Raw genomic sequence first — 21,099 nt, forward strand, 5'->3', positions numbered from 1 at the left:
CGCAGCGCCGAACCCGGTTTAGATGCCCGATCAAAACGCAGGCAGACCGATGCAAGACGAACGTCCCCCGATCCTCACCCCGGATCACCCCGCCGCCGAAAGTTTTACCGATGCCGCCGCCGCCGTGGCCCGGCTGGAAGAGCTGTATGAACAGGCCACCGCCTTTCTGGCCCGCCATTTCAGCGCGGCGGTGCGGGGCGGCAAACCGGCCCATCGTATCCGCGCCTTCTATCCCGAAATCCGCCTGACGGTGACCAGCCATGCCCTGACGGATTCACGCCTGTCCTTCGGCCATGTCTCGGCGCCCGGCAGCTATGCGACGACGGTGACCCGGCCGGACCTGTTTCGCGCCTATCTGACCCAGCAGATTGGCCTTCTGATGCAGAACCATGGGGTAGCGGTGCAGATCGGCGCCTCGTCCACCCCGGTTCCGGTGCATTTCGCGGTGGCGGGCAACCCGGATGTGTCTGTGCCGCAAGAAGGGGTGCTGGACTTTTCCCTGCGCGATGTCTTCGACGTGCCGGACCTTGCTACCACCAATGACGATATCGTCAACGGCACGCGAACCCACAACGATGACGGCTCGATGCCGCTGGCGCCATTCACGGCGCAGCGGGTGGATTATTCGCTGGCGCGGCTGTCGCATTACACCGCGACCGATCCGACGCATTTCCAGAACCACGTCCTTTTCACCAACTATCAGTTCTATGTCGACGAGTTTGAGGCGTTTGCCCGTGCCGCACTGGCCGACCCGGATCAGGGCTATACCGCCTTCGTCGCCACCGGAAATCAGGAGATCACCACACCTGACGGGGTGATCCTGCCCACGGCCAAGATGCCCCAGATGCCGACCTATCACCTGAAACGGGCCGATGGAAACGGCGTCACTCTGGTCAATATCGGGGTGGGTCCGTCGAACGCCAAGACGGCAACCGACCATATCGCGGTGTTGCGGCCCCATGCCTGGCTGATGGTCGGGCACTGTGCCGGGCTGCGCAACAGCCAGTCCTTGGGCGATTTCTGCCTTGCCCATGCCTATCTGCGCGAAGACCATGTGCTGGACGACGATCTGCCGGTCTGGGTGCCGATCCCGGCGCTGGCCGAAATCCAGATCGCCCTGCAAGAGGCGGTGGCCGAGGTGACCCAGCTTGAAGGCTATGAGCTGAAACGCATCATGCGGACCGGCACCGTCGCCACCATCGACAACCGCAACTGGGAATTGCGCGACCAATCCGGCCCGGTGCGCCGCCTGTCGCAGTCGCGCGCCATCGCGCTGGATATGGAAAGCGCCACCATCGCCGCCAACGGGTTCCGGTTCCGGGTGCCCTATGGCACGCTGCTGTGTGTGTCGGACAAGCCGCTGCATGGCGAATTGAAGCTGCCGGGCATGGCGTCAGAATTCTACAAAACGCAGGTCAGCCGCCATTTGCAGATCGGCATTCGGGCGATGGAGCGGCTGCGCAACATGCCGCTGGGCCGCATCCACAGCCGCAAGTTGCGCAGCTTTGAAGAGACGGCATTCCTTTGACCTTGGGGAAAGCAGGCGCAGACCGGGTGGATTTTGCTGCAAAACAAGGCGAAAACCACTTGCACGACTATCGCTAACATGGGAAGCCGCACCATTCGCCGCAAGGCTGCAGCAGGCCGCCATCGAGACGCGGCATAAAAGGAACATGAACATGTCGAAACCGATGACCAAGACCCAACTCCTCGCCGCTGTCGCCGACGCCATGGGCGCCGACAAGAAAACCGCCGGCGCCGCGCTGGACGCCATTGCCGCCATCGTGGCGCGCGAAGTTGCCGAAGGCGGCGCCGTGACCCTGCCGGGTCTGGGCAAGGTCGCCTGCCGCGCCCGCCCCGAGCGTCAGGTCCGCAACCCCGCCACCGGCGAGATGGTGACCAAGGCCGCCGACAAGCAGGTGAAGTTCACCATCGCCAAGGCGCTGAAAGACAGCGTGAACGCCTGATCCGGCCCGCCGGGTTTGCCGAGTGTCAAGGGTCGCCTCGGGCGGCCCTTTTTCATTGCAGGAGGTTGAGATGGATGTCCGCGCCCTGATCATGGGGCTGACCTTTTCGCTGATGTGGTCTTCGGCCTTTGCGACGGGGCGGGTGATTGTCGCCCATGCGCCGCCCTTGGCCGCGCTGTCGTTGCGCTTTGCCATCTCGGCGCTGCTGGCGGTGGCCGTGGCGCGGGCGCTGGGGCAAACTTGGCGGCTGGCCCCGGCGCAGTGGCGCGGGGTGGTGGTGTTCGGCCTGTGCCAGAACGCGCTTTACCTCGGCCTGAACTTCGTGGCGCTGCAGCGGGTGGAGGCCTCGCTGGCCGCGATCATCGCCTCGTCGATGCCGCTGATCGTGGCGCTCTTGGGGTGGGCGTTGCGCGGGGAGCGGGTGGCGCCGCTGGGCGCGCTGGGGTTGGCCTTGGGCTTTGGCGGCGTCGCGCTGATCATGGGCGGGCGGCTGTCGGGCGGGGCCGATCCCATGGGCATCGGGCTTTGCATCGCCGGGGCGGTGGCGCTGGCCTGGGCCACGCTGACGGTGCGGACGGTCACCGCAGGGGGCAATCTTCTGATGGTAGTGGGGTTGCAGATGGGGGTGGGGGCGGCGATCCTTGCGGTCGTTTCTCTGGCGACCGAGACGCTGACGATCACCCCGGGCTGGCCGCTGACGCTGGCCTTTGCCTATCAGATTCTGGTGCCGGGGTTGGCGGCCACGCTTCTGTGGTTCGCGCTCATCGGGCGGGTCGGGGCAGTCAAGGCGGCGGCCTTCCATTTCCTGAACCCGGCTTTCGGCGTGCTGATCGCCGCCGCCCTTTTGGGCGAGGCGATCAGCCTGCTGGACGTGCTTGGCGTCGCGGTGGCCGGGGCGGGCATCCTTGCCGTGCAAAGGGCGCGGCTGCGCGGCGCCTGAGGCTGGTCAGTTGCCGGTGCCAAGGATGTCGCGCAGGATCTCTTCCAAGGGGTCGCGCTGCTGTTGCGGTTGCGTTTGACCCCCCATCGCCTCGTCCAGACTTTGCTCCACACCCGGCTGCGGCGCGGCCGGGTCTTGCCAGGCTTCGGGTTGCTGCGGCTCCGGCGGCAGGCGAGGTTCGGGCACGATCAGCGGCAGTTCGGTGACCGGCATCCCCTCATGCACCCGCACCATCACCTCATGCCAGATTTCCGCCGGCAACCCGCCGCCCGTCACCCCTTTGAGCGGGGTATTGTCGTCATAGCCCATCCAGACCCCGGCGACATAATCGGCGGTAAAGCCGATGAACCACGCATCGCGCGCCGCTTGGGTGGTGCCGGTCTTGCCCGCCGCCGGGCGGCCTTTCAGCCGGGCGCGGCCGCCGGTGCCCTTTTCGATCACCTGCGTCATCATCCATGTCAACTCACGCGCGGCCTGTTCGGAAATCACCCGCTCGCCAATGCCGCCACCGGCACCCATCAGCGGCTCTGCCTCGCCTTGCAGGGTCAGCTCGCGCATTCCATAGGGGGTCACCGATGATCCGCCGTTCAGGATTCCGGCATATGCGCCGGTCATAGTGATCAGTGTCGATTCCGAGGCGCCAAGCGCCAGCGCCGGACCCGCCGCCAGATCGCTGTCCAGCCCGAAATCGGCTGCCACCTTGCGCACGACCTCGCGCCCGACCGCCTCGGACACCCGGACGGCGGGAATGTTGCGGCTTTCGGCCAGCGCCTGTGCCAGCGTGATCATGCCCTTGAATTCGCCATCATAATTCTTGGGCGTCCACGGGCCAGAGCCGGGGGTGGTGATGGTCAGGGGTGTATCCTCGACGAAATCCATCGGGCTCCACCCCAGATCCAGCGCCGCCGCATAGACAAAGGGCTTGAAGGCCGAGCCGGTCTGCCGCAGCGCCTGCGTGGCGCGGTTGAAGGCGCCGGCGAGTTCGGTCTTGCGCCCGCCCACCATGGCGCGCACGGCGCCGTCCGCGCTCATCACCACAACGGCGGCCTGCGCGTTCGAGCCTTCCTTGATCTTGTTCTCGAACACCCAAGCCAGCGCCTCTTCGGCGGCGCGTTGCAGTTTGGGGTCCAGCGTGGTGCGGATCACCACGTCTTCGGTGGTCTCGCTGGTCAGGAAGGCGGGGGCAGTTTCCATCACCCAATCGGCAAAGAACCCGCCCGATTTGGTCGCCGCCGCTTCGGAAAGCTGGGCCGGATGGGCGATGGCGTCCTGCGCCTCATTTGCGGTCAGATAGCCTTGTTCCTGCATCAGACCGATGATCACATTGGCGCGGTCCTGTGCGCGTTTGAGGTTGTTGGTCGGCGCATATTTCGACGGCGCCTTCAGCAGGCCCGCCAGCATGGCGGCCTGTGCCGGGTTCACCTCATTGGCCGATACGCCGAAATAGCGCTGTGCCGCCGCTTCGAACCCACGCGCCCCCGCGCCAAGATAGGCGCGGTTGAAGTAGATCGTCAGGATTTCTTCCTTGGTATATTTCCACTCCATCGCCATGGCGAAGGGGATTTCCTTGACCTTGCGCCAGACGCCGCCCGACCGGCAGTCCTCTTCATAGGCGGCTTCGGATTTCCAGGCGGCCGGATCATAGGGCACCCCAAGGCACAAAAGCTTGGCCACCTGTTGCGTGATGGTTGAACCGCCGTTGCCTTCAAGCGGGCCGCGGCCTTCGGACAGGTTGATGCGGATGGCGCTGGCGATACCGCGCGGCGAGACGCCGAAATGATGGTAGAACCGCTTGTCCTCGGTGGCGATGACCGCGTGCAGCAGGTTGGGTGAAACCGTCTCGGCGGTGATCTGGCCGCCGAAGGTTTCCCCCCGCCAGGCGAAAACCCGGTCGTCGCGGTCCAGCATGGTGACCGAGCCGCGCGCCCGCCCGTCCAGAAGGGCGCTGGCTTCGGGCAGTTGCGACGCGAAGTAGAAGACGACCATGCCGAGGATCAGCGCGGCCACCGTTCCCAGCCGCCAGGTCACCCCCCAGACCAGCCCGACGATCCAGCGCACAAAGCGCGAGAGGATGCCGCGCCGGGGTGCGGGCGCACGGCGGGGCGCAGGTTTGCGCGACGGCGGCGGCGCGGGAGGCTTGCCACCCCCGCCGCCACCGGCCCGCGTGCGGGAGGTGCCGGGCTTTGCCGGGCTGCCGTATCGTCTGTCTGCCACCATGGGCTTGCGCCCATTGCCCGTTGCCGCCATCTGTGCCTGCCCGCCCGTTCATCCGGTTTTCGCTGTTGCTGCATCCTAGACTGTCACGGTCGGATTGCGAAGCGCCCGTCGGCAACGATTCGCCTATGGTTATCGCCCATAATTTGCGCATTTACGCCCAATAATTGCGCACATGCCTGCCGAATGACCCGCAGCGGCCCCGCCCGCGCCCCGCGAACTTGTGCTGCAGGCGCGAAAGCGACCTCATTCCTTGCGAGGCTCCGCACGGGGTCAGGGACAAGGAAAGGGGTGCGACGTGAAGATGATCATTGCCGCCATCAAGCCCTACAAGCTCGACGAGGTGCGCGAGGCGCTCACCGCGATCGGAGTTCGTGGGATGATGGTTACAGAAATCAAGGGTTTCGGCACGCAGTCGGGGCACACTGAAATCTATCGCGGCGCTGAATATGCCGTGAACTTCGTGCCGAAGATGCGGCTTGAAATCATCGTCAGCGACAGCCTGGCCGATACCGTGGTCGAGACCATCTCGACCACCGCCCGCACCGGCAAGATCGGCGACGGCAAGATTTTCGTGCTGGACGTGGCCAAGGCCCTGCGCGTGCGCACCGGCGAAACCGACGACGAAGCGCTGTAAGCGGCAGGGAAGGGGAAAAGAAATGCTCAAGAGAATTGGACTTGCCAGCGCGGCCATGATGGCGGCGCTTCCGGTCTGGGCGCAGGAGGCCACCACCGAAGCCGCTGCCGCCACCGCCGAAGCCGTTGCCGAAGTTGCGCCCGTGATGGACAAGGGCGACGTCGCCTGGATGATGACCTCGGCCGTCCTCGTGCTGTTCATGACGATTCCGGGCCTTGCGCTGTTCTACGGCGGCTTGGTGCGGTCGAAGAACATGCTGTCGGTGCTGATGCAGACAACGCTGATCGCCTGCATGGTCATGGTGATCTGGGTTGTCTACGGCTATTCGGTCACCTTTGGCGGCGGCACCTCGCCGTTCTGGGGCGGGTTCGGCAAGCTGTTCCTGGCGGGTGTCACGCCTGACAGCATGGCGGCGACCTTCTCGGCTGGCTATGTCATCCCGGAATATCTGTTCATCGCCTTCCAGATGACCTTCGCGGCCATCACCCCGGCGCTGATCATCGGCGCCTTTGCCGAGCGTGTGAAATTCTCGGCCGTGCTGCTGTTCTCGGCGCTTTGGGTCACGCTGGTCTACTTCCCGATTGCCCACATGGTCTGGGACGTGTCGGGCCTGATCTTCGTCATGGGCGCCATCGACTTTGCCGGCGGCACCGTGGTTCACATCAATGCCGGTATCGCCGCGCTGGTGGCCTGCCTTGTGATCGGCAAGCGGATCGGCTTGGGCAAGGAAAACATGGCACCCCATTCGATGGTGATGACCATGATCGGCGCTTCGATGCTCTGGGTCGGCTGGTTCGGCTTCAACGTCGGCTCCAACCTTGAGGCCAATGGCGGCGCCACTCTGGCGATGATCAACACCTTCGTTGCCACCGCTGCGGCAACGCTGGCCTGGTCGCTCTTGGAAGCGCTGCAACGTGGCAAAGCCTCGATGCTGGGTGCGGCTTCGGGCATGGTGGCCGGTCTGGTCGCCATCACCCCGGCCTGCGGCACGGTCGGCCCGATTGGCGCGATTGCACTGGGTATCATCGCGGCTGCGGTCTGCTACTTCTTCGTGACGGTCGTTAAGAACAAGTTCAAGTATGACGACAGCCTGGACGTGTTCGGCATCCACGGCGTGGGCGGCATCATCGGTGCGGTTCTGACCGGCGTGTTTTCGGCGGGTTCGCTGGGCGGCGTGAAGGGTGACGACTATTCGATCGGCGCTCAGGTCTGGATCCAGATCGAAGCGGTTGCCATCACGCTGGTCTGGTCGGGTGTGGTCAGCTATGTGATCTTCAAGATCGTTGGGCTGCTCGTCGGCCTGCGGGTTGACGCAGATGCGGAACGTCAGGGCCTTGACCTGACCTCGCACGGCGAACAAGCCTATCACGGCTGAAAAAAAGGGGCGGCCCTGCCGCCCCGGCCAAAGACAAGGCCCGCGCGAGCGATCGCGCGGGCCTTTGCCTGTCTTCAGGGCTTAAAGGACGGCGGCAATCGCCGCAGCCAGAACCGGCACGGTCTTGGCGTTCAGCCCGGCGATGTTGATGCGGCTGTCGCCCACCATGTAAACCCCGGCCTCTTCGCGCAGCCGGTTCACCTGCGCCTCGGTCAGGCCAAGGCGGCTGAACATGCCGCGATGGCGGGCCACAAAGTCGAAGCGATCAGAATTGGTGGCGCGGCGCAACTCATCGGCCAGCGACTGGCGCAGGGTCAGCATGTTCAGCCGCACCTCTTCCAGCTCCGCCTTCCACGCGGCGGTCAGCGCGGCATCCTCAAGGATCATCGTCACCAAACGCGCACCGTGATCGGGCGGGAAGCTGTAGTTCTGCCGGTTCAGGAAGTTCAGGTTGCCTTGGGTCACCGCTTTGCGCGATGCATCGCCAAGGGCGATCAGAATCCCCGTCCGCTCGCGGTAGATGCCGAAATTCTTCGAGCAACTGGCTGCGATCAGCACCTCGGGGAAGCTCGCGGCCACCAGCCGGGTCGCCGCTGCATCCTCCTCAAGCCCGTCGCCAAAGCCCTGATAGGCGAGGTCCACCAGCGGCACCGCGCCCCGCGCCTTCAGCACGGCGACCATTTCGGCCCATTGCGCGGCGGTCGGGTTGGCGCCGGTGGGGTTGTGGCAGCAGCCGTGCAACAGCACGACATCGCCCGGCGCCACCTTGCCGAAATCCTCGATCAGCCCAGCGAAATCCACCTCGCCCGAGGCCGCGTCGAAGTAACGGTATTCGGCCAGCTTCATCCCCAGATATTTGATGATCGAAGGGTGGTTCGGCCAGGTGGGGTTGGAAATCCACACAGTTGCTTGTGGCGAGGCAAGTTTGATCAGCTCCAGCGCCTGCCGGATGGCCCCCGTGCCGCCGGGCGTTGCGACCGAAGCCGCGCGGTCAGCGTAGCCCGCACCAAGGATCATTCCGACCATGGCGGCGTTATAGGCCGGCTCCCCGGCAAGGCCGGTATAGGTCTTGGTCTTCTCGGTTTCCCAGAGGGTCTTTTCGGCGGATTTCACTGCGCGCATCACCGGGGTCAGGCCGGTCGCATCCTTGTAGACGCCCACGCCGAGATCAATCTTGTCCGTCCGCGGATCGTCCCGATACATGGCGATCAGTTGCAGGATCTTGTCCTGCGGTTGCGGATTCAGGTTCTCAAGCATTTCTTACCCCTTTGCGACCGCAAGGTCGTCATACATGCCCCATTCCGCCCATGATCCGTCATAAAGCGCGTGGTTGCGGTGGCCCAGCCGTTCCAAGGCCAGCGACAGCACCGCCGCCGTCACACCCGACCCGCAAGAGGTGATCACCGGCCGGGCAAGGTTCACCCCCGCCGCCTGAAACACCGCGCGCAACTCGGCAGGCGATTTCATCGTGCCGTCGCCGTTCAACATGGTGGCGAAGGGCACGTTCCTGGACCCCGGAATATGGCCGCCGCGCAAGCCGGGCCGCGGCTCGGGCACCTCGCCGCGAAAACGGGGGGCAGAACGGGCATCGACGATTTCCGCCTCGCCCAGCTTGGCGGCATGGGCGACCTGCGTCACATCCTTGACCAGATGGTTTTGGCGGCTGACGGTGATGTGGCGGTCCTTGACCACGGGCGGCATGTCTTCAATCTCGCGGCCCTCGGCCCGCCATTTCGGCAGACCGCCGTCCAGAACGGCCACATCCACCTTGCCCATCAGCCGGAAGGTCCACCAGACGCGGGCGGCCGAAAACAGCCCGGCGCCATCATAGATCACCACCTGATGACCGTCGCCCACGCCCATCGCCCGCATCCGGCTGATGAACTTTTCGGGCGGCGGCGCCATATGCGGCAGGGTCGAGCGTTGATCGGAAATCTCGTCGATGTCGAAGAACCGCGCGCCCGGAATGTGGGCCGCCTGATACTCGGCCTTCGCATTGCGTCCGGCGTCGGGCAGATACCAGCTTGCATCCAGCACCCGCAGGTCGGGGTCTTTCAGATGCGCGGCCAGCCATTCGGTTGAAACCAGCGTCTTGGGATCGTCGGCGGGGCTCTGCATGGCGGTCTCCGGGGCGAAATCTGCCCTTGGAAGTAACCCCGCCCGCCCCCTGAGGCAAGAGTGGCACGGGCGCCGCAGGGGCGCCCGCGCAAGAAAATTACCGCTTGGCCAGAACGTTCTTCAAAATGCCGATCACCGCCATCACGACAGCGCCGCCAGCACCACCCGAGGCCAGCGATTGCACGATCCCGGCAAGGTCGCCACCGCCCGCCGCCCCGCCCGCACCCAGCGCGGCAAGGATCTGCCCGCCAATCCCGCCACCCAGCACCCCGGCCAGCGAATTGCCGATGGTGCCGAGGCTTTGGTTTTTCAGCACCGCGCCCGCGGCATTGCCGCCGATGGCGCCGGCAATCAGTTGAATGATCAGTTCCATGGTCCGTTCCCCATTCCCCCGCAGGACGCGGCGGGTTCCATGGTGTTTCATCGCACCACCGGGGGCCGGCAGATCAGGGGAATTTTGCGGCGCCGTTCACCCCGAAAGGATCAGCCGCCCTGTTTCAGCAGCCGGGCCTTCTGCCGCTCCCAGTCGCGCTTGGCGCTGGTTTCGCGTTTGTCGGCCAGCTTCTTGCCCTTGGCGATGCCGAGCTTGAGCTTCACGATACCGCGCTCGTTGAAATACATCTTGATCGGCACGATGGTCATGCCTTCGCGGGCGGTGGCCGACCAGAGCCGCGCCAGTTCCTTGCGGCTGACCAGAAGCTTGCGATGCCGCCGCTCTTCATGGCCCCAGGTCTTGGCTTGCAGGTAGGGGGCGATATAGCTGTTGATCAGCCACAATTCGCCATTCTCGACCGAGGCATAGCTTTCCCCGATGTTCGAGCCGCCCTGACGCAGCGATTTCACCTCGCTGCCCAGCAGCATGATGCCCGCCTCCAGATCGCTTTCGATGTGGTAATCGAAACGCGCCCGCCGGTTTTCGGCGATCAGCTTGGAATTGGGATCGGATTTCTGCACCATGGTCGCCTTGAGATAGGCGAGCCGGGGGGCAGAGTCCAGCGCCCGGCATTCCGCCGCGGCGCGGGCCATGCTAGGCTGCCACAATGCCCGCCCTGTGCCGCGATTGCCTGACCTCTTTTGCCGGCGGCGCCCGCTGTCCGGCCTGCCGCAGCCCGCGCGTGCTGACCCATCCCGAACTGACCAGCCTGTCCATCGCCCATATGGATTGCGATGCCTTCTATGCCTCGGTGGAAAAGCGCGACAATCCCGATCTGCGCGACAAGCCGGTGATCGTGGGCGGCGGGCAGCGCGGGGTCGTCTCGACCGCCTGCTACCTTGCCCGCATCCATGGCGTGCGTTCGGCCATGCCGATGTTTCAGGCGCTGAAACTCTGCCCCGAGGCGGTGGTGGTCAAGCCGCGGATGGCGGTCTATGCCGAAGCCTCGCGGGCCATCCGTGCCATGATGGAGGCGCTGACACCTGCGGTTGAACCCCTGTCGCTGGATGAAGCCTTCCTTGACCTCACGGGAACCGAACGGCTGCATGGCGCCCCGCCCGCCGTGCTGCTGGCCCGGCTGGTGCGGCGGATGGAAGAGGAGTTGGGGCTGACGGGTTCGGTCGGTCTGTCGCACAACAAGTTTCTGGCCAAGATCGCCTCGGACCTCGACAAGCCGCGCGGCTTTTCGGTGATCGGCCGCGCCGAGACGGCGACCTTTCTGACACCGCATCCGGTGCGGATCATCTGGGGGGTGGGCACCGCAACGCAGGCCGCGCTTGAGGCCGCGGGCATCCGGCGCATCGCCGACCTTCTGCGTTGGGACCGGGCCGATCTGGTGGCCCGCTTTGGCCATATGGGAGAGCGGCTTTACCATCTGGCGCGGGGAGAGGATCACCGGCGGGTGAACCGCGACGAAAAGCTGAAGTCGATCTCGAAGGAAACCACGTTTTTCGAGGACACCGCAGAGGCCGATATTCTGGACGGCCATCTCTGGCGGCTGTCCGAACAGGTGGCCGACCGGGCCAAAGCCAAGGGGCTGGCGGGCCGGGTGGTGGTGCTGAAGCTCAAGCGCGGGGATTTTCAACTGATCAGCCGCCGCCACAGCCTGAACGAGCCGACGCAACTGACCGACCGCATCTATCGCGCCGCCCGCGCCCTGCTGGATCAGGCGGGCGCCCGGGGGCCGTTCCGGCTGATCGGGGTCGGCATCGCCGATCTGGCACCCGAGGCGGAGGCGGATCTTTCGGGCGATCTGCTTGACCCGCAGGCGGCCAAACGCGCCGGGGCCGAACGTGCTGCCGATGCCATCCGCGCCCGCTTTGGCCGTGCCGCGATCATCAAGGGCCGGGCGCTGCGATAGCGCAAAGCCCCGTGGCGGCGCCTATTCGGCGGCCAGCGGCAGCGGTGTCGCCGGGCGACCGATGGCCACGATTTCGGCGGTAATCCCGGCCATCAGCCGGTGGAAGGCGGCAAAGCGCGGCAGCGGTTCGATCCGGCTTTCGTCCAGATAAAGCGCGCGGTCGATCTCGATCTGCACGACATGGCGGCGGGCCGAGGGGCGGCCATAGCTTTGCGAGACGAAGGCCCCGGCAAAGGGTGTGTTGCGCGCCACGCGCAGCCCGGCAGCGGTAAAGGCGGCCTCGACCCGGTCCATCACCTCGGGGCCGCAGGCGGCGCCGAAACGGTCGCCCAGCACCACATCGGGTTTGATCTGGCCATGGCGCAGATGGCCCTCGATTGCCTCATGCGGCATCGAATGGCAGTCGATCAGCACCGCCTCGCCAAAGCGGGCGTGGGTCGTTTCGATCAGGTCGCGGAGCGCGCGGTGATAGGGGTGCCAGTAGCGGACAATGCGCGCCTCGGCCTCGGCCAGCGGCAGCTTGCCGCGATAGATGGCGCGGGCTCCGGAAACCACCCGGGGAATCACTCCAAGCCCCGAGGAAACCCGCGGATTGTGGGGGGCACGGGCGATGCCCTCGATCAGCGCCGGGTCCAGCTCATCTGGCGCACGGTTGAAGTCGATGAAGGCACGGGGCGCACGGGCGGCCAGCAGCGGCGCACCAAGCAGCGGGGCGGCACCGAAAAGGTCATCGACAAAGGCATCCTCGGAGGAGCGGATGGCGCGGGCGTCAAGCTGGCTTTGGGCAAGAAAGGTAGCCGGATACTCTCGCCCGGAATGGGGCGAGGCGAAGATCACCGAGGTTTCCTGCCGCGCGGGCCGGATCAGATGATAGATGTCGGCTGTCATTGGCCCCTCTTGTCCCCATCGTTATAGAGGGAAAAACTCGGATGTCGAAACCCCTTGAACCTGCCCGCGACTCTGTTTATAGCCGCGCAGACCGACGCGGTTCCTCCGCGGCCTTTGTGTTTGGCCAAAGGGAATCAGACGGCAGCGTGGGCGGTTAGCTCAGCGGTAGAGCACTACGTTGACATCGTAGTGGCCACTGGTTCGATCCCAGTACCGCCCACCATTCGCCGCCCCCATTCGGGGGCATGGGTTTTCATCTGGCGCGTGATGCGCCGCGACAAGGAAGGAGACGACCATGAAGGTTGCCAACTCGCTCCGCTCGCTGAAGACGCGTCACCGGGATTGCCAGATCGTGCGCCGCAAAGGCCGCGTTTATGTGATCAACAAGACGCAGAAGCGCTATAAGGCCCGTCAGGGCTGAACTGCGGACAGCAAGTGATGAAAGGCCGTCAGAGGAAACTCTGGCGGCCTTTTCGTTTCCGTTTGGGCGTGCCGGGGGAGGTGCCCCGGCCTCCCGGTTTCAACCGATATAGGCGCGCAGCGTGGCAGCGGTGCCGTCGCGCCACAGCCGGCCAAGGGCATCGGCAAAGGCCGCCTGAAACCGGGCATTGCCGGCCAGATCGCCATAGATCGCCCGCTGATCCAGCCAGACCTGCGGGTTGTCCCGGGCGGCCAGCGCCAGCGGTTGCAGTTTGTCCCAGTTGGGATCGTTCGGCGCAATCGCCGTGCCGTTGTCGCTGACCCCGGCGCAGTAGCGGCACCAGAGCGCCGAGACCAGCGCCAGCCCGCCGATCGGCCCGCCTGCCGCCAGCGCATCGCGCAGCGCCGGGATGATGAACTTGGGCTGCCGGTTCGAGCCGTCAAGGCAAAGCCGCCGTTCGGTATCGGCCACCTCGGGGTTCGAGAACCGTTCGCGGATCAGGTCGTAATAGGCGGAAATGTCGGTGTCGGGCACCGGGGGAACGGTGGGGATGATCTCCTCCCGCTCCACCTTGTCGAGGAAACCGCGGATCAGCGGGTTCGCCATTGCCTCATGCACATATTCAATGTCCATCAGCCCACCCGGATAGGCGATGGTGGCATGGCCGCCGTTGAGAATGCGGATCTTCATCATCTCATAGGCGTGGACATGCGGGGTGAAGGTGACGCCAACCTTTTCCAGCGCCGGACGGCCTGCGGGGAAATTGTCTTCGACCACCCATTGCCGGAAGGGTTCACAGGTGACGGGAACCGGATCATTCAGGCCGAACTCGGCCGCAAGGGCACGCTCGCGCGGGCCGGTGGCGGGGGTGATGCGGTCCACCATGCCGTTCGGGAAGGCGACATTGGCCGCAATCCAATCGGCAAAGGCCGGGTCCGACAGCCGGGCGAGGCCGGTGACGGCGGCTTGGGTCACATGACCGTTGCCGGGAAGGTTGTCGCAGCTCATCACCGTGAAGGGCGGCGTTCCGGCGCTGCGGCGGGCACGCAGGGCGGCGATGATGGCACCAAAGGCGGTGCGGTGCGGGTTGGCGGCATCGGCGACAATCTCGGGATGGCCCGGGTCAAAGGCGCCGGTGGCCGGGTCGATGAAATAGCCCCCTTCGGTCACCGTCAGCGAGACGATGCGGATTTCGGGCCGGGTCATGGCGGCGATCAGGGCGGCATTGTCCGCCTCGACGGACAAGAAATCCACCATGGCGCCGATGCGGCGGGCGGATTTGCCTGCCGGGTCCAGCTCGATCACCGTCGAAAGGCAGTCCTGCGCCACAAGCGCCTCACGCATCGCGGCGTCATTGGCGCGCACCCCGGCGCCAAGGATGGCCCAGTCATGGCTTTCCCCCAGCGCAAAAAGGTCGTCCAGATAGACGGCCATATGCGCCCGGTGAAAGTTGCCAAGGCCAATATGGACGATGCCGGGGCGCAGGGCGCTGCGGTCATAGGCGGGAAGCGCGGGGGCGGGAAGGGGGGATTGGGTCATGTCAGGCCATCCAGTTGCCGCCGTCCACGCCGAAGCATTGGGCGACGATATAGTCGGCTTCCGGCGTGGCGAGGAAGATCGCCATGCCCGTGAGGTCTGCGGCGGTGCCCATCCGGCCAAAGGGCACGGCGGCGCCCACTTCGCGTTTTTTCTGGCCCGGCTCCTTGCCTTCGTATTTGGCAAAGAAGGCGTCCACGCCGTCCCAATGTTCACCATCCACCACGCCGGGGCCGATGGCGTTGACGTTGATGCCGTGGGCAATCAGGTTCAGCCCCGCCGATTGCGTCAGGCTGATCACGGCGGCCTTGGTGGCGCAGTAGACCGCCACCAGAGCTTCGCCACGCCGCCCGGCCTGAGAGGCCATGTTGATGATCTTGCCACCTTTGCCGCGTGCAATCATGTGGCGCGCCGCTGCCTGCATACAGAACAGCGTGCCTGCGACATTGACGGCGAACAATCGTTCATAGTCGGTCCGGGTGATCTCGGCGATGGGGGCCGCTGTGAACAGGGCGGCGTTGTTCACCAGAATGTCGAGATGGCCGAAACGGTCCAGCACCCCGGCAAAGCCTGCGTCGATGCTGTCTTGCCGGGTGATGTCCATCTGCACGGCGATGGCCTGCGGACCTAGGCTGGCCGCGGCGGCCTCGGCCGCCGCTCCGTTGATGTCGGCAAGGGCAACCTTGGCACCCTCGGCAATATAGGCACGGGCGAGTTCAAGCCCGATGCCGCGTGCGGCCCCCGTGATCAGGGCGGTCTTTCCTGCCAGTCTCATTTCATCGCCAGCCCGTTGGCGTCAAAGCGGTGCAGCTTGTCAGGCTGCGGGGCCAGCCGCACGGTGTCGCCATGGTGCAGGCCCACCTCGCCACCGCCGCGCACGGTCAGGGTGCCCACGCCCGGCACCTCGACCTTGAGGAAGGTGTCAGAGCCCAGATGTTCGGCCAGACCGACGGTGCCTTGCCACGGCCCATCCCCGATCATCACATGTTCGGGCCGGATGCCGATGGTGGTGGCCCCATGTTTCGCCGCCTCGGCGCCGGTGATGAAATTCATCTTCGGGCTGCCGATGAAACCCGCCACAAAGAGGTTGGCCGGGGCGCGGTAAAGGTCAAGCGGGCTGCCCACCTGTTCGATCCGGCCCGCGTTCAGCACCACGATCTTGTCGGCCATGGTCATCGCTTCGACCTGATCATGGGTGACATAGATCATCGTGGTCTTCAGCGTCTGATGCAGTTCGGAAATCTCTTGCCGCATCGAGACGCGCAGCGCGGCGTCCAGGTTCGACAACGGTTCGTCGAACAGAAAGGCTGCCGGTTCACGGACAATCGCCCGACCGATGGCCACCCGCTGCCGCTGCCCGCCCGAAAGCTGGCCGGGGCGGCGGTCAAGGTAATTGGACAGGTTCAGAACCTTGGCGGCATTGGCCACCTTCTGCTCGATCACCGCCGGGTCCAGCCCTGCCATTTTCAGCGGGAAGGCGATGTTCTTTCTGACCGACATATGCGGATAAAGCGCATAGCTCTGGAACACCATGGCCAGCCCGCGCTTGGCGGGGGGCAGCGCGGTGGCATCCTGCCCGTCAATCCTGATCACCCCGGCAGAGATATCTTCCAGCCCGGCGATCAGCCGGAGCAGGGTGGATTTGCCGCAACCCGAGGGGCCGACAAAGACGACGAATTCGCCCTCTTCGATGGCCAGGTCGATCCCCGGAATGACATGGGTTTCGCCAAAGGACTTGCGGACGTTGGAGAGCGTAATGTTTCCCATTTGGACCTCACTTCACCGCGCCGAAGGTCAGGCCGCGGACGAGTTGCTTCTGGCTGAACCAGCCAAGGATCAGGATCGGGGCGATGGCCATGGTCGAGGCCGCCGAGAGTTTCGCGTAGAACAGCCCCTCGGGCGACGAATAGCTGGCGATGAACTGCGTCAGCGGCGCGGCCTTGGAGGTGGTCAGTTGCAGGGTCCAGAACGCTTCGTTCCACGCCAGAATGATGTTCAGGAGCATGGTCGAAGCGATGCCGGGCACCGCCATCGGCGTCAGCACATAAAGGATTTCCGCACGCAGACTGGCGCCGTCCATCCGGGCCGCCTCAAGGATTTCGCCGGGGATCTCCTTGAAATAGGTGTAGAGCATCCAGACCACGATCGGCAGGTTGATCAGGGTCAGCACCGCCACCAGCCCGGCCCGGCTATCCAAGAGGCCAAAGTCGCGGAACAGAAGATACATCGGCACCAGAACGCCCACGGCGGGCATCATCTTGGTCGAAAGCATCCACATCAGCAGATCCTTGGTGCGCTTGCCCGGCACGAAGGCCATCGACCAGGCCGCCGGAACGGCAATGATCAGCGCGGCGATGGTCGAGCCGACGGACAGAACCACCGAGTTCCAGAAATGCAGCGCGTAGTTCGAGCGTTCCTGCACCTCGTGATAGCTTTCCAGCGACCAGGGCGAGGTGAGCATCGCCAGCGGCGCCTTGATGGCATCGCCTTCGGATTTAAAACTCATCAGGATGGTCCAGAGGATCGGAAAGAAGATCAGGAAGCCGATGGACCATGCCGCGATGGTGACAACCGTGCGGCGGGTTTGCGTGGTTTTGCGCGACATGGATCAGGTCTCCAGGTTCTTGCCGATCATCCGCATCAGGAAGATCGCAACGATATTGGCGAGGATGACCGCCACGATGCCGCCCGCAGAACCGCCGCCCACGTCGAAGGACAGCAGGCTTTGCGCATAGACCAGATAGGGGATGTTGGTCGAAGCGTTGCCCGGCCCGCCATTGGTGGTGACAAGGATTTCGGCAAAGACCGACAGCAGGAAGATCGTCTGGATCAGCACGACAACGGTGATCGAGCGGGTCAGATGCGGCACGGTCAGATACCAGAACCGGGCAAGGGGGCTGGCGCCGTCCATTTCGGCGGCCTCCTGTTGCTCGCGGTCCAGCGATTGCAGCGCGGTCAGCAGGATCAGCGTGGAAAACGGCAGCCAGCTCCATGCCACGATCAGGATGATCGAGGCCAGCGGCGCATGGGCCAGAAAGTCGAAGGGCTGAAGGCCCAGCGTCTTGGCGATATGGGCGAACATGCCGTTCACGGGATTCATGAACATGTTCTTCCAGACCAGCGCCGAAACGGTGGGCATCACGAAGAACGGCGCGATCACCATGACGCGCACCACGCCCTGACCCCAGAACGGCTGATCCAGCAAGAGCGCCAGCAGAACGCCCCCGATCACCGTGATGGCCAGCACGCCCAGAACAAGCGTCAACGTGTTGGTCAGCGCCTGCCAGAAGGCGGCATTGGTCAGGAAGTAATAGTAGTTGTCAAAGCCCGCGAAGGACTCGTTTCCGGGGGTCAGCAGATTGTAGCGCAGAAAGCTGAACCAGATCGTCATACCAAGCGGAACGATCATCCACAGGAACAACAGGATCACGGCAGGCGACACCATCAGGCGCGCGGCGGTGCGGGAATGCGCGGTGGCCATGGGACAGACCTTGAATGAAAGGGAAAGAGGTGGGCGGGGCCGCCCGGGAGTGGCGCCCCGCCCGGGGAGGACCGCTTACTTGATGTAACCGGCCTTGGTCATCTCGGTCACGGCCAGTTCCTGAGCCGCAGCCAGCGCATCATCCGCCGAGGTCGAACCGGCCAGCGCCGCCGAGAACTGTTGGCCAACCGCCGTGGCAAGGCCCTGGAATTCCGGGATCGCCACGAATTGCACGCCGGTATAGGGCACCGGGTCCACGGTCGGCTTGGTCGGGTCAGCCGCGTTGATGCTGTCGATCGTCATCTTGGCAAACGGGATCGCCGCATATTCCGGGTTGGAATAGAGCGAGGTCCGGGTGCCCGGAGGAACGTTCGCCCAGCCCTCTTTCGAGGCGACGAGTGCCAGATAGTCCTTGTTGGTCGCCCAGTTGACGAAAGCCTTGGCGGCATCCACCTTTTGCGAACCCGCCGGGATCGCCAGCGACCATGCCCAGAGCCAGTTGCCGCGCTTGCCCAGACCGTTGTCGGGGGCCAGCGCAAAGCCAACCTTGTCGGCCACGGTGCTGTCCTTGCCGGTCACGAACGAGGCGGCGACAGTGGCGTCGATCCACATGCCGCATTTGCCCTGCTGGAACAGCGCGAGGTTTTCGTTGAACCCGTTGTTCGAGGCGCCGGGCGGGCCATAGTTGTTCATCAGGTCAAGATAGAAGTTCAGCGTGTCTTTCCACGGCTGGCCGTCGAATTGCGGCTTCCAGTCCATGTCGAACCACTTGGCCCCGAACGAGTTGGACATGGCGGTCAGGAATGCCATGTTCTCGCCCCAGCCGGCCTTGCCACGCAGGCAGATGCCGTAGATTTCGGCGTCCTTGTTGGTCATGGCGGCGGCGGCGGTCTTGATGTCGGCCCAGGTCGGCGCGTCGGGCATGGTCAGCCCGGCGGCTTCCATCAGATCCTTGCGATACATCACCATCGAGGATTCGCCGTAGAAGGGCGACGCATAAAGCTCGCCGTTCACGGTCAGGCCGCCGCGGATGGCGGGCAACAGGTCATCGGCGTCATATTCGGCGGGCAGGTCGTTCAGCGACACCAGCCAGCCGGCATTGCCCCAGATCGGAACTTCATAGGTGCCGATGGTCAGCACGTCGAACTGGCCACCCTTGGTGGCGATATCGGTGGTCACCTTCTGGCGCAGGACGTTCTCTTCCAGCGTCACCCACTCGACCTTGATGTCGGGGTTCTTGGCATAGAAATCGTCCATCAGACCCTGCATACGGATCATGTCGCCGTTGTTCACGGTGGCAACGGTGATGGTGGTTTCGGCCCAGGCGCCCGTCGAAAGGGTAAGCAAGGCCGTCGCGCCCAAAAGGGCGCGGAGCGTGTTGTTCATGGTTTCCTCCCTTGAAAGCGAATGAGCAAATCATCGCTTGGTGGGTAAATGCTCACATGAGGGTGGCAGCCGTCAAGCCCCCTCTTCCGCCGCAACTGCGAAAGGATCAGCGGTTCAGAATGGCCTGTGCCGTGGGTTCATCGGTGACCAAGCCATTGAGAATGCGCGATTGCAGCGCCGCAGCAATGGCCGCCACCTTGGACGGACCGCCCGCAATTCCAATGGCCGGGCGCGGCAGGCCGGGGGCCACGCGCACCCCGCCGGTGCGGCGGTTGGTGCCAAGGTCAAGGTATATGCCCGCCGAATCATAGACCCAGCCTGCCACCTCGCCCACGGCCCCGGCCGCCTGCATTTCGTCCAGCTCGCTGCGGCTGACGAATCCGTCTTTCAGCAGGGGCGCGTCGCCCGACATCTGGCCGACGCCGACGAAGACAACATCGGCGGCGCGGGCCAGGTCGATCACCCGCCGCACCGGCGGCAGGGCGTGAAAGGCGGCATTCTCTTCGGGGGTGGGGCTGATCACCGGCACCGGCATCGGGTAATGCGGCGCGCGCACCTTGTCGGCAATCCGCATCACCACGTCAAAGAAACTGGCCGATCCGTCCGGGGCGATATTGCCGATCAGCGAGACAAGCCGGTGCTGGTCGGCATCCATCGGGGTCATGGCATCGACCATGCCGCGCAGCGCCCGCCCGGTGCCCAGCGCCACGGTCAGCGGTTCGGCCATGCCCAGAAACCGCTCAAGCTCGGCGGCGGCGGCGGGTGAGATGGCGCGCACCGGATCACCCCCCGCGCCAAGGCCCGGCACCACACGGCAGCGTGTCAGCCCGAAACGGTCGGTCAGCCGCGCCTCAAGGTCAAGGCAGGCGCCGATCCGGTGGTTCAGCCGGACATGGATCAGCCCCTCGGCCATGGCGCGGCTGACAAGGCGCTGCGCCCGTTGGCGGCTGACCCCCAGTTCGGCAGCGATCTGATCCTGTGTCAGCCCGCCGACATAGGAAAGCCAGCCGGCGCGGGCGGCGTCATCCTGGGGGGATGGTTCGTGTTCGGGGCGGGTCATGTGGGTCTCATCAATTCGGGGGCCAGTGTGGCAAAATCGGCGAAGGAAGAAAACCGGGCATCCGGCCGCGCGTCCTCGGGCTCCGGCCCGTCGCGGCCCTTCAGATGGCTGCCGCCGGTAAAGCGCCAGACCGGCATCCCGGCGGCACGCGCGGCGCGGATGCCGGTCAGGCTGTCTTCGATCACAAGGCAATCGGCGGGGGCGACGCCCATCTGTGCAGCGGCGAAAAGGAACAGGTCCGGCGCGGGCTTGCCCCGGCTGACCTGGGTTGCGGTGAACACCCGCCCCGCGACCAGCGGTGCCAGCCCGACATGCGCCAGCGACATCGCCACCCGCCGGGGCGAGGAGGAGGTGGCGACACAGCAGGGCAGCGCCAGCCCCTCGATCACCTCGCGCACGCCGGGCATGATCCGCAGATCGGTCTGAAACGCCGCCAGCAGCCGCTCGCGGTAGCGGTCTTCAAAGGCGGGGGGCAGGTCCAGCCCGAATTCGCGCCGGATCGTCTCCATCACCACCGGGTAAGACCGGCCCAGAAAATGCCGCGCCACATAGTCAAGGTCGATCGACAGGCCCAGCCGCGACAGTTCTTCGACCAGCATCCGGGCCGAGATCATCTCGCTGTCGATCAGCACGCCGTCACAGTCAAAGATCACAAGGCGGGTGGGGGGCATGGCGGTTCTCGCAAGGGGCCAGACCGTCATCCCGCATCGGCAGGGGCCGCGTCAATCGCCGTGACGCTGCGGCAGGGCTTTTGCCCTTGGCGGGTGGTGGTAACAATCGCC

General features: G+C 65.0%; 21 protein-coding genes and 1 tRNA gene. 8 read left to right on the forward strand and 14 right to left on the reverse strand.

The genetic code is table 11. From position 1 onward, the window contains the following. Positions 1-49 precede the first annotated feature (49 nt). The 3 genes from HS053_RS00425 (at position 50) to HS053_RS00435 (ending at position 2,907) form a co-directional block, all read left to right on the forward strand. Positions 50-1,528, forward strand: a complete 1,479-nt coding sequence (locus HS053_RS00425) for an AMP nucleosidase (RefSeq protein WP_174209217.1) — start codon at positions 50-52, stop codon at positions 1,526-1,528. A gap of 151 nt (positions 1,529-1,679) precedes the next feature. Continuing rightward, positions 1,680-1,967: an HU family DNA-binding protein gene (locus HS053_RS00430; RefSeq protein WP_174209218.1), complete on the forward strand. Its 288-nt coding sequence runs from the start codon at positions 1,680-1,682 to the stop codon at positions 1,965-1,967. Positions 1,968-2,037: 70 nt separating this feature from the next. Next, positions 2,038-2,907 carry a DMT family transporter gene (locus tag HS053_RS00435; RefSeq protein ID WP_174209219.1) on the forward strand — a complete coding sequence of 290 codons (870 nt, stop codon included), beginning with the start codon at positions 2,038-2,040 and terminating at the stop codon, positions 2,905-2,907. Positions 2,908-2,913: 6 nt separating this feature from the next. Here the strand turns inward: HS053_RS00435 and HS053_RS00440 are convergent, their stop codons facing one another. Further along, positions 2,914-5,154: a transglycosylase domain-containing protein gene (locus HS053_RS00440; RefSeq protein WP_174209220.1), complete on the reverse strand. Its 2,241-nt coding sequence runs from the start codon at positions 5,152-5,154 to the stop codon at positions 2,914-2,916. A gap of 265 nt (positions 5,155-5,419) precedes the next feature. On the opposite strand from HS053_RS00440, the gene HS053_RS00445 reads away from it, so the two are divergent. Next, positions 5,420-5,758 carry a P-II family nitrogen regulator gene (locus HS053_RS00445; RefSeq protein WP_174209221.1) on the forward strand — a complete coding sequence of 113 codons (339 nt, stop codon included), beginning with the start codon at positions 5,420-5,422 and terminating at the stop codon, positions 5,756-5,758. Between the two features lie 22 nt (positions 5,759-5,780). Further along, a complete protein-coding gene (locus tag HS053_RS00450) occupies positions 5,781-7,133 on the forward strand; it encodes an ammonium transporter (RefSeq protein ID WP_174209222.1) in 1,353 nt (450 codons plus the stop codon). 81 nt (positions 7,134-7,214) lie between these two features. Here the strand turns inward: HS053_RS00450 and HS053_RS00455 are convergent, their stop codons facing one another. The 4 genes from HS053_RS00455 to smpB all read right to left on the reverse strand — a co-directional run bounded on the left by HS053_RS00455 (position 7,215) and on the right by smpB (position 10,208). Beyond that, positions 7,215-8,390: an amino acid aminotransferase gene (locus HS053_RS00455; protein WP_174209223.1), complete on the reverse strand. Its 1,176-nt coding sequence runs from the start codon at positions 8,388-8,390 to the stop codon at positions 7,215-7,217. A gap of 3 nt (positions 8,391-8,393) precedes the next feature. Beyond that, positions 8,394-9,251 (reverse strand): 3-mercaptopyruvate sulfurtransferase, encoded by an 858-nt coding sequence (gene sseA, locus HS053_RS00460; RefSeq protein WP_174209224.1) that lies wholly within the window; start codon positions 9,249-9,251, stop codon positions 8,394-8,396. Between the two features lie 97 nt (positions 9,252-9,348). Beyond that, complete coding sequence (locus HS053_RS00465; RefSeq protein ID WP_174209225.1) at positions 9,349-9,624, reverse strand: hypothetical protein; 276 nt, start codon at positions 9,622-9,624, stop codon at positions 9,349-9,351. 110 nt (positions 9,625-9,734) lie between these two features. Beyond that, on the reverse strand, positions 9,735-10,208 hold the full coding sequence (gene smpB, locus HS053_RS00470) for an SsrA-binding protein SmpB (RefSeq protein WP_174209610.1): 474 nt from the start codon (positions 10,206-10,208) through the stop codon (positions 9,735-9,737). Positions 10,209-10,291: 83 nt separating this feature from the next. On the opposite strand from smpB, the gene HS053_RS00475 reads away from it, so the two are divergent. Further along, positions 10,292-11,545 carry a DNA polymerase IV gene (locus tag HS053_RS00475; protein ID WP_174209226.1) on the forward strand — a complete coding sequence of 418 codons (1,254 nt, stop codon included), beginning with the start codon at positions 10,292-10,294 and terminating at the stop codon, positions 11,543-11,545. Positions 11,546-11,566: 21 nt separating this feature from the next. Here the strand turns inward: HS053_RS00475 and HS053_RS00480 are convergent, their stop codons facing one another. Then, positions 11,567-12,433 carry an N-formylglutamate amidohydrolase gene (locus HS053_RS00480; protein ID WP_174209227.1) on the reverse strand — a complete coding sequence of 289 codons (867 nt, stop codon included), beginning with the start codon at positions 12,431-12,433 and terminating at the stop codon, positions 11,567-11,569. A gap of 148 nt (positions 12,434-12,581) precedes the next feature. Here HS053_RS00480 and HS053_RS00485 point away from each other — a divergent pair. Beyond that, positions 12,582-12,656: transfer RNA gene (locus HS053_RS00485), tRNA-Val, on the forward strand. Between the two features lie 72 nt (positions 12,657-12,728). After that, positions 12,729-12,854 carry a type B 50S ribosomal protein L36 gene (gene ykgO / locus HS053_RS00490; protein WP_100196728.1) on the forward strand — a complete coding sequence of 42 codons (126 nt, stop codon included), beginning with the start codon at positions 12,729-12,731 and terminating at the stop codon, positions 12,852-12,854. Between the two features lie 99 nt (positions 12,855-12,953). On the opposite strand, the gene HS053_RS00495 is transcribed toward ykgO, so the two are convergent. The 8 genes from HS053_RS00495 to HS053_RS00530 form a co-directional block, all read right to left on the reverse strand. After that, positions 12,954-14,393, reverse strand: a complete 1,440-nt coding sequence (locus HS053_RS00495; RefSeq protein WP_174209228.1) for a mannitol dehydrogenase family protein — start codon at positions 14,391-14,393, stop codon at positions 12,954-12,956. 1 nt (position 14,394) lies between these two features. Further along, the gene (locus HS053_RS00500; protein ID WP_174209229.1) at positions 14,395-15,165 is read right to left on the reverse strand and encodes an L-iditol 2-dehydrogenase; all 771 of its coding nucleotides are present in this window, start codon (positions 15,163-15,165) and stop codon (positions 14,395-14,397) included. Next, complete coding sequence (locus tag HS053_RS00505; RefSeq protein ID WP_174209230.1) at positions 15,162-16,157, reverse strand: ABC transporter ATP-binding protein; 996 nt, start codon at positions 16,155-16,157, stop codon at positions 15,162-15,164. Before HS053_RS00505 ends, HS053_RS00500 begins: the two co-directional genes overlap by 4 nt. 7 nt (positions 16,158-16,164) lie before the next feature. Continuing rightward, positions 16,165-16,995 carry a carbohydrate ABC transporter permease gene (locus tag HS053_RS00510; protein WP_174209231.1) on the reverse strand — a complete coding sequence of 277 codons (831 nt, stop codon included), beginning with the start codon at positions 16,993-16,995 and terminating at the stop codon, positions 16,165-16,167. Positions 16,996-16,998: 3 nt separating this feature from the next. Next, a complete protein-coding gene (locus HS053_RS00515; RefSeq protein ID WP_174209232.1) occupies positions 16,999-17,871 on the reverse strand; it encodes a carbohydrate ABC transporter permease in 873 nt (290 codons plus the stop codon). Positions 17,872-17,946: 75 nt separating this feature from the next. Then, entirely contained in the window at positions 17,947-19,257 is a 1,311-nt protein-coding gene (locus HS053_RS00520) for an ABC transporter substrate-binding protein (protein WP_174209233.1), read from the reverse strand. A 106-nt stretch (positions 19,258-19,363) separates the two neighbouring features. Continuing rightward, on the reverse strand, positions 19,364-20,317 hold the full coding sequence (locus HS053_RS00525; RefSeq protein ID WP_174209234.1) for a sugar-binding transcriptional regulator: 954 nt from the start codon (positions 20,315-20,317) through the stop codon (positions 19,364-19,366). Continuing rightward, entirely contained in the window at positions 20,314-20,988 is a 675-nt protein-coding gene (locus HS053_RS00530) for an HAD family hydrolase (RefSeq protein WP_174209235.1), read from the reverse strand. Before HS053_RS00530 ends, HS053_RS00525 begins: the two co-directional genes overlap by 4 nt. Positions 20,989-21,099: the final 111 nt, after the last annotated feature.

This window comes from Tabrizicola fusiformis (genome assembly GCF_013328815.1).
In the GTDB taxonomy this organism is placed as follows: domain Bacteria; phylum Pseudomonadota; class Alphaproteobacteria; order Rhodobacterales; family Rhodobacteraceae; genus Fuscibacter.

What these genes read in the sequence shown, in the direction of transcription:
- HS053_RS00425 (WP_174209217.1), top strand. Translation starts at nt 50, where the DNA reads ATGCAAGACGAACGTCCCCCGATCCTCACCCCGGATCACCCCGCCGCC.
- HS053_RS00430 (WP_174209218.1), top strand. Translation starts at nt 1,680, where the DNA reads ATGTCGAAACCGATGACCAAGACCCAACTCCTCGCCGCTGTCGCCGAC.
- HS053_RS00435 (WP_174209219.1), top strand. Translation starts at nt 2,038, where the DNA reads ATGGATGTCCGCGCCCTGATCATGGGGCTGACCTTTTCGCTGATGTGG.
- HS053_RS00440 (WP_174209220.1), bottom strand. Translation starts at nt 5,154, where the DNA reads ATGGCGGCAACGGGCAATGGGCGCAAGCCCATGGTGGCAGACAGACGA.
- HS053_RS00450 (WP_174209222.1), top strand. Translation starts at nt 5,781, where the DNA reads ATGCTCAAGAGAATTGGACTTGCCAGCGCGGCCATGATGGCGGCGCTT.
- HS053_RS00455 (WP_174209223.1), bottom strand. Translation starts at nt 8,390, where the DNA reads ATGCTTGAGAACCTGAATCCGCAACCGCAGGACAAGATCCTGCAACTG.
- sseA (WP_174209224.1), bottom strand. Translation starts at nt 9,251, where the DNA reads ATGCAGAGCCCCGCCGACGATCCCAAGACGCTGGTTTCAACCGAATGG.
- HS053_RS00465 (WP_174209225.1), bottom strand. Translation starts at nt 9,624, where the DNA reads ATGGAACTGATCATTCAACTGATTGCCGGCGCCATCGGCGGCAATGCC.
- smpB (WP_174209610.1), bottom strand. Translation starts at nt 10,208, where the DNA reads ATGGTGCAGAAATCCGATCCCAATTCCAAGCTGATCGCCGAAAACCGG.
- HS053_RS00475 (WP_174209226.1), top strand. Translation starts at nt 10,292, where the DNA reads ATGCCCGCCCTGTGCCGCGATTGCCTGACCTCTTTTGCCGGCGGCGCC.
- HS053_RS00480 (WP_174209227.1), bottom strand. Translation starts at nt 12,433, where the DNA reads ATGACAGCCGACATCTATCATCTGATCCGGCCCGCGCGGCAGGAAACC.
- ykgO (WP_100196728.1), top strand. Translation starts at nt 12,729, where the DNA reads ATGAAGGTTGCCAACTCGCTCCGCTCGCTGAAGACGCGTCACCGGGAT.
- HS053_RS00495 (WP_174209228.1), bottom strand. Translation starts at nt 14,393, where the DNA reads ATGACCCAATCCCCCCTTCCCGCCCCCGCGCTTCCCGCCTATGACCGC.
- HS053_RS00500 (WP_174209229.1), bottom strand. Translation starts at nt 15,165, where the DNA reads ATGAGACTGGCAGGAAAGACCGCCCTGATCACGGGGGCCGCACGCGGC.
- HS053_RS00505 (WP_174209230.1), bottom strand. Translation starts at nt 16,157, where the DNA reads ATGGGAAACATTACGCTCTCCAACGTCCGCAAGTCCTTTGGCGAAACC.
- HS053_RS00510 (WP_174209231.1), bottom strand. Translation starts at nt 16,995, where the DNA reads ATGTCGCGCAAAACCACGCAAACCCGCCGCACGGTTGTCACCATCGCG.
- HS053_RS00515 (WP_174209232.1), bottom strand. Translation starts at nt 17,871, where the DNA reads ATGGCCACCGCGCATTCCCGCACCGCCGCGCGCCTGATGGTGTCGCCT.
- HS053_RS00520 (WP_174209233.1), bottom strand. Translation starts at nt 19,257, where the DNA reads ATGAACAACACGCTCCGCGCCCTTTTGGGCGCGACGGCCTTGCTTACC.
- HS053_RS00525 (WP_174209234.1), bottom strand. Translation starts at nt 20,317, where the DNA reads ATGACCCGCCCCGAACACGAACCATCCCCCCAGGATGACGCCGCCCGC.
- HS053_RS00530 (WP_174209235.1), bottom strand. Translation starts at nt 20,988, where the DNA reads ATGCCCCCCACCCGCCTTGTGATCTTTGACTGTGACGGCGTGCTGATC.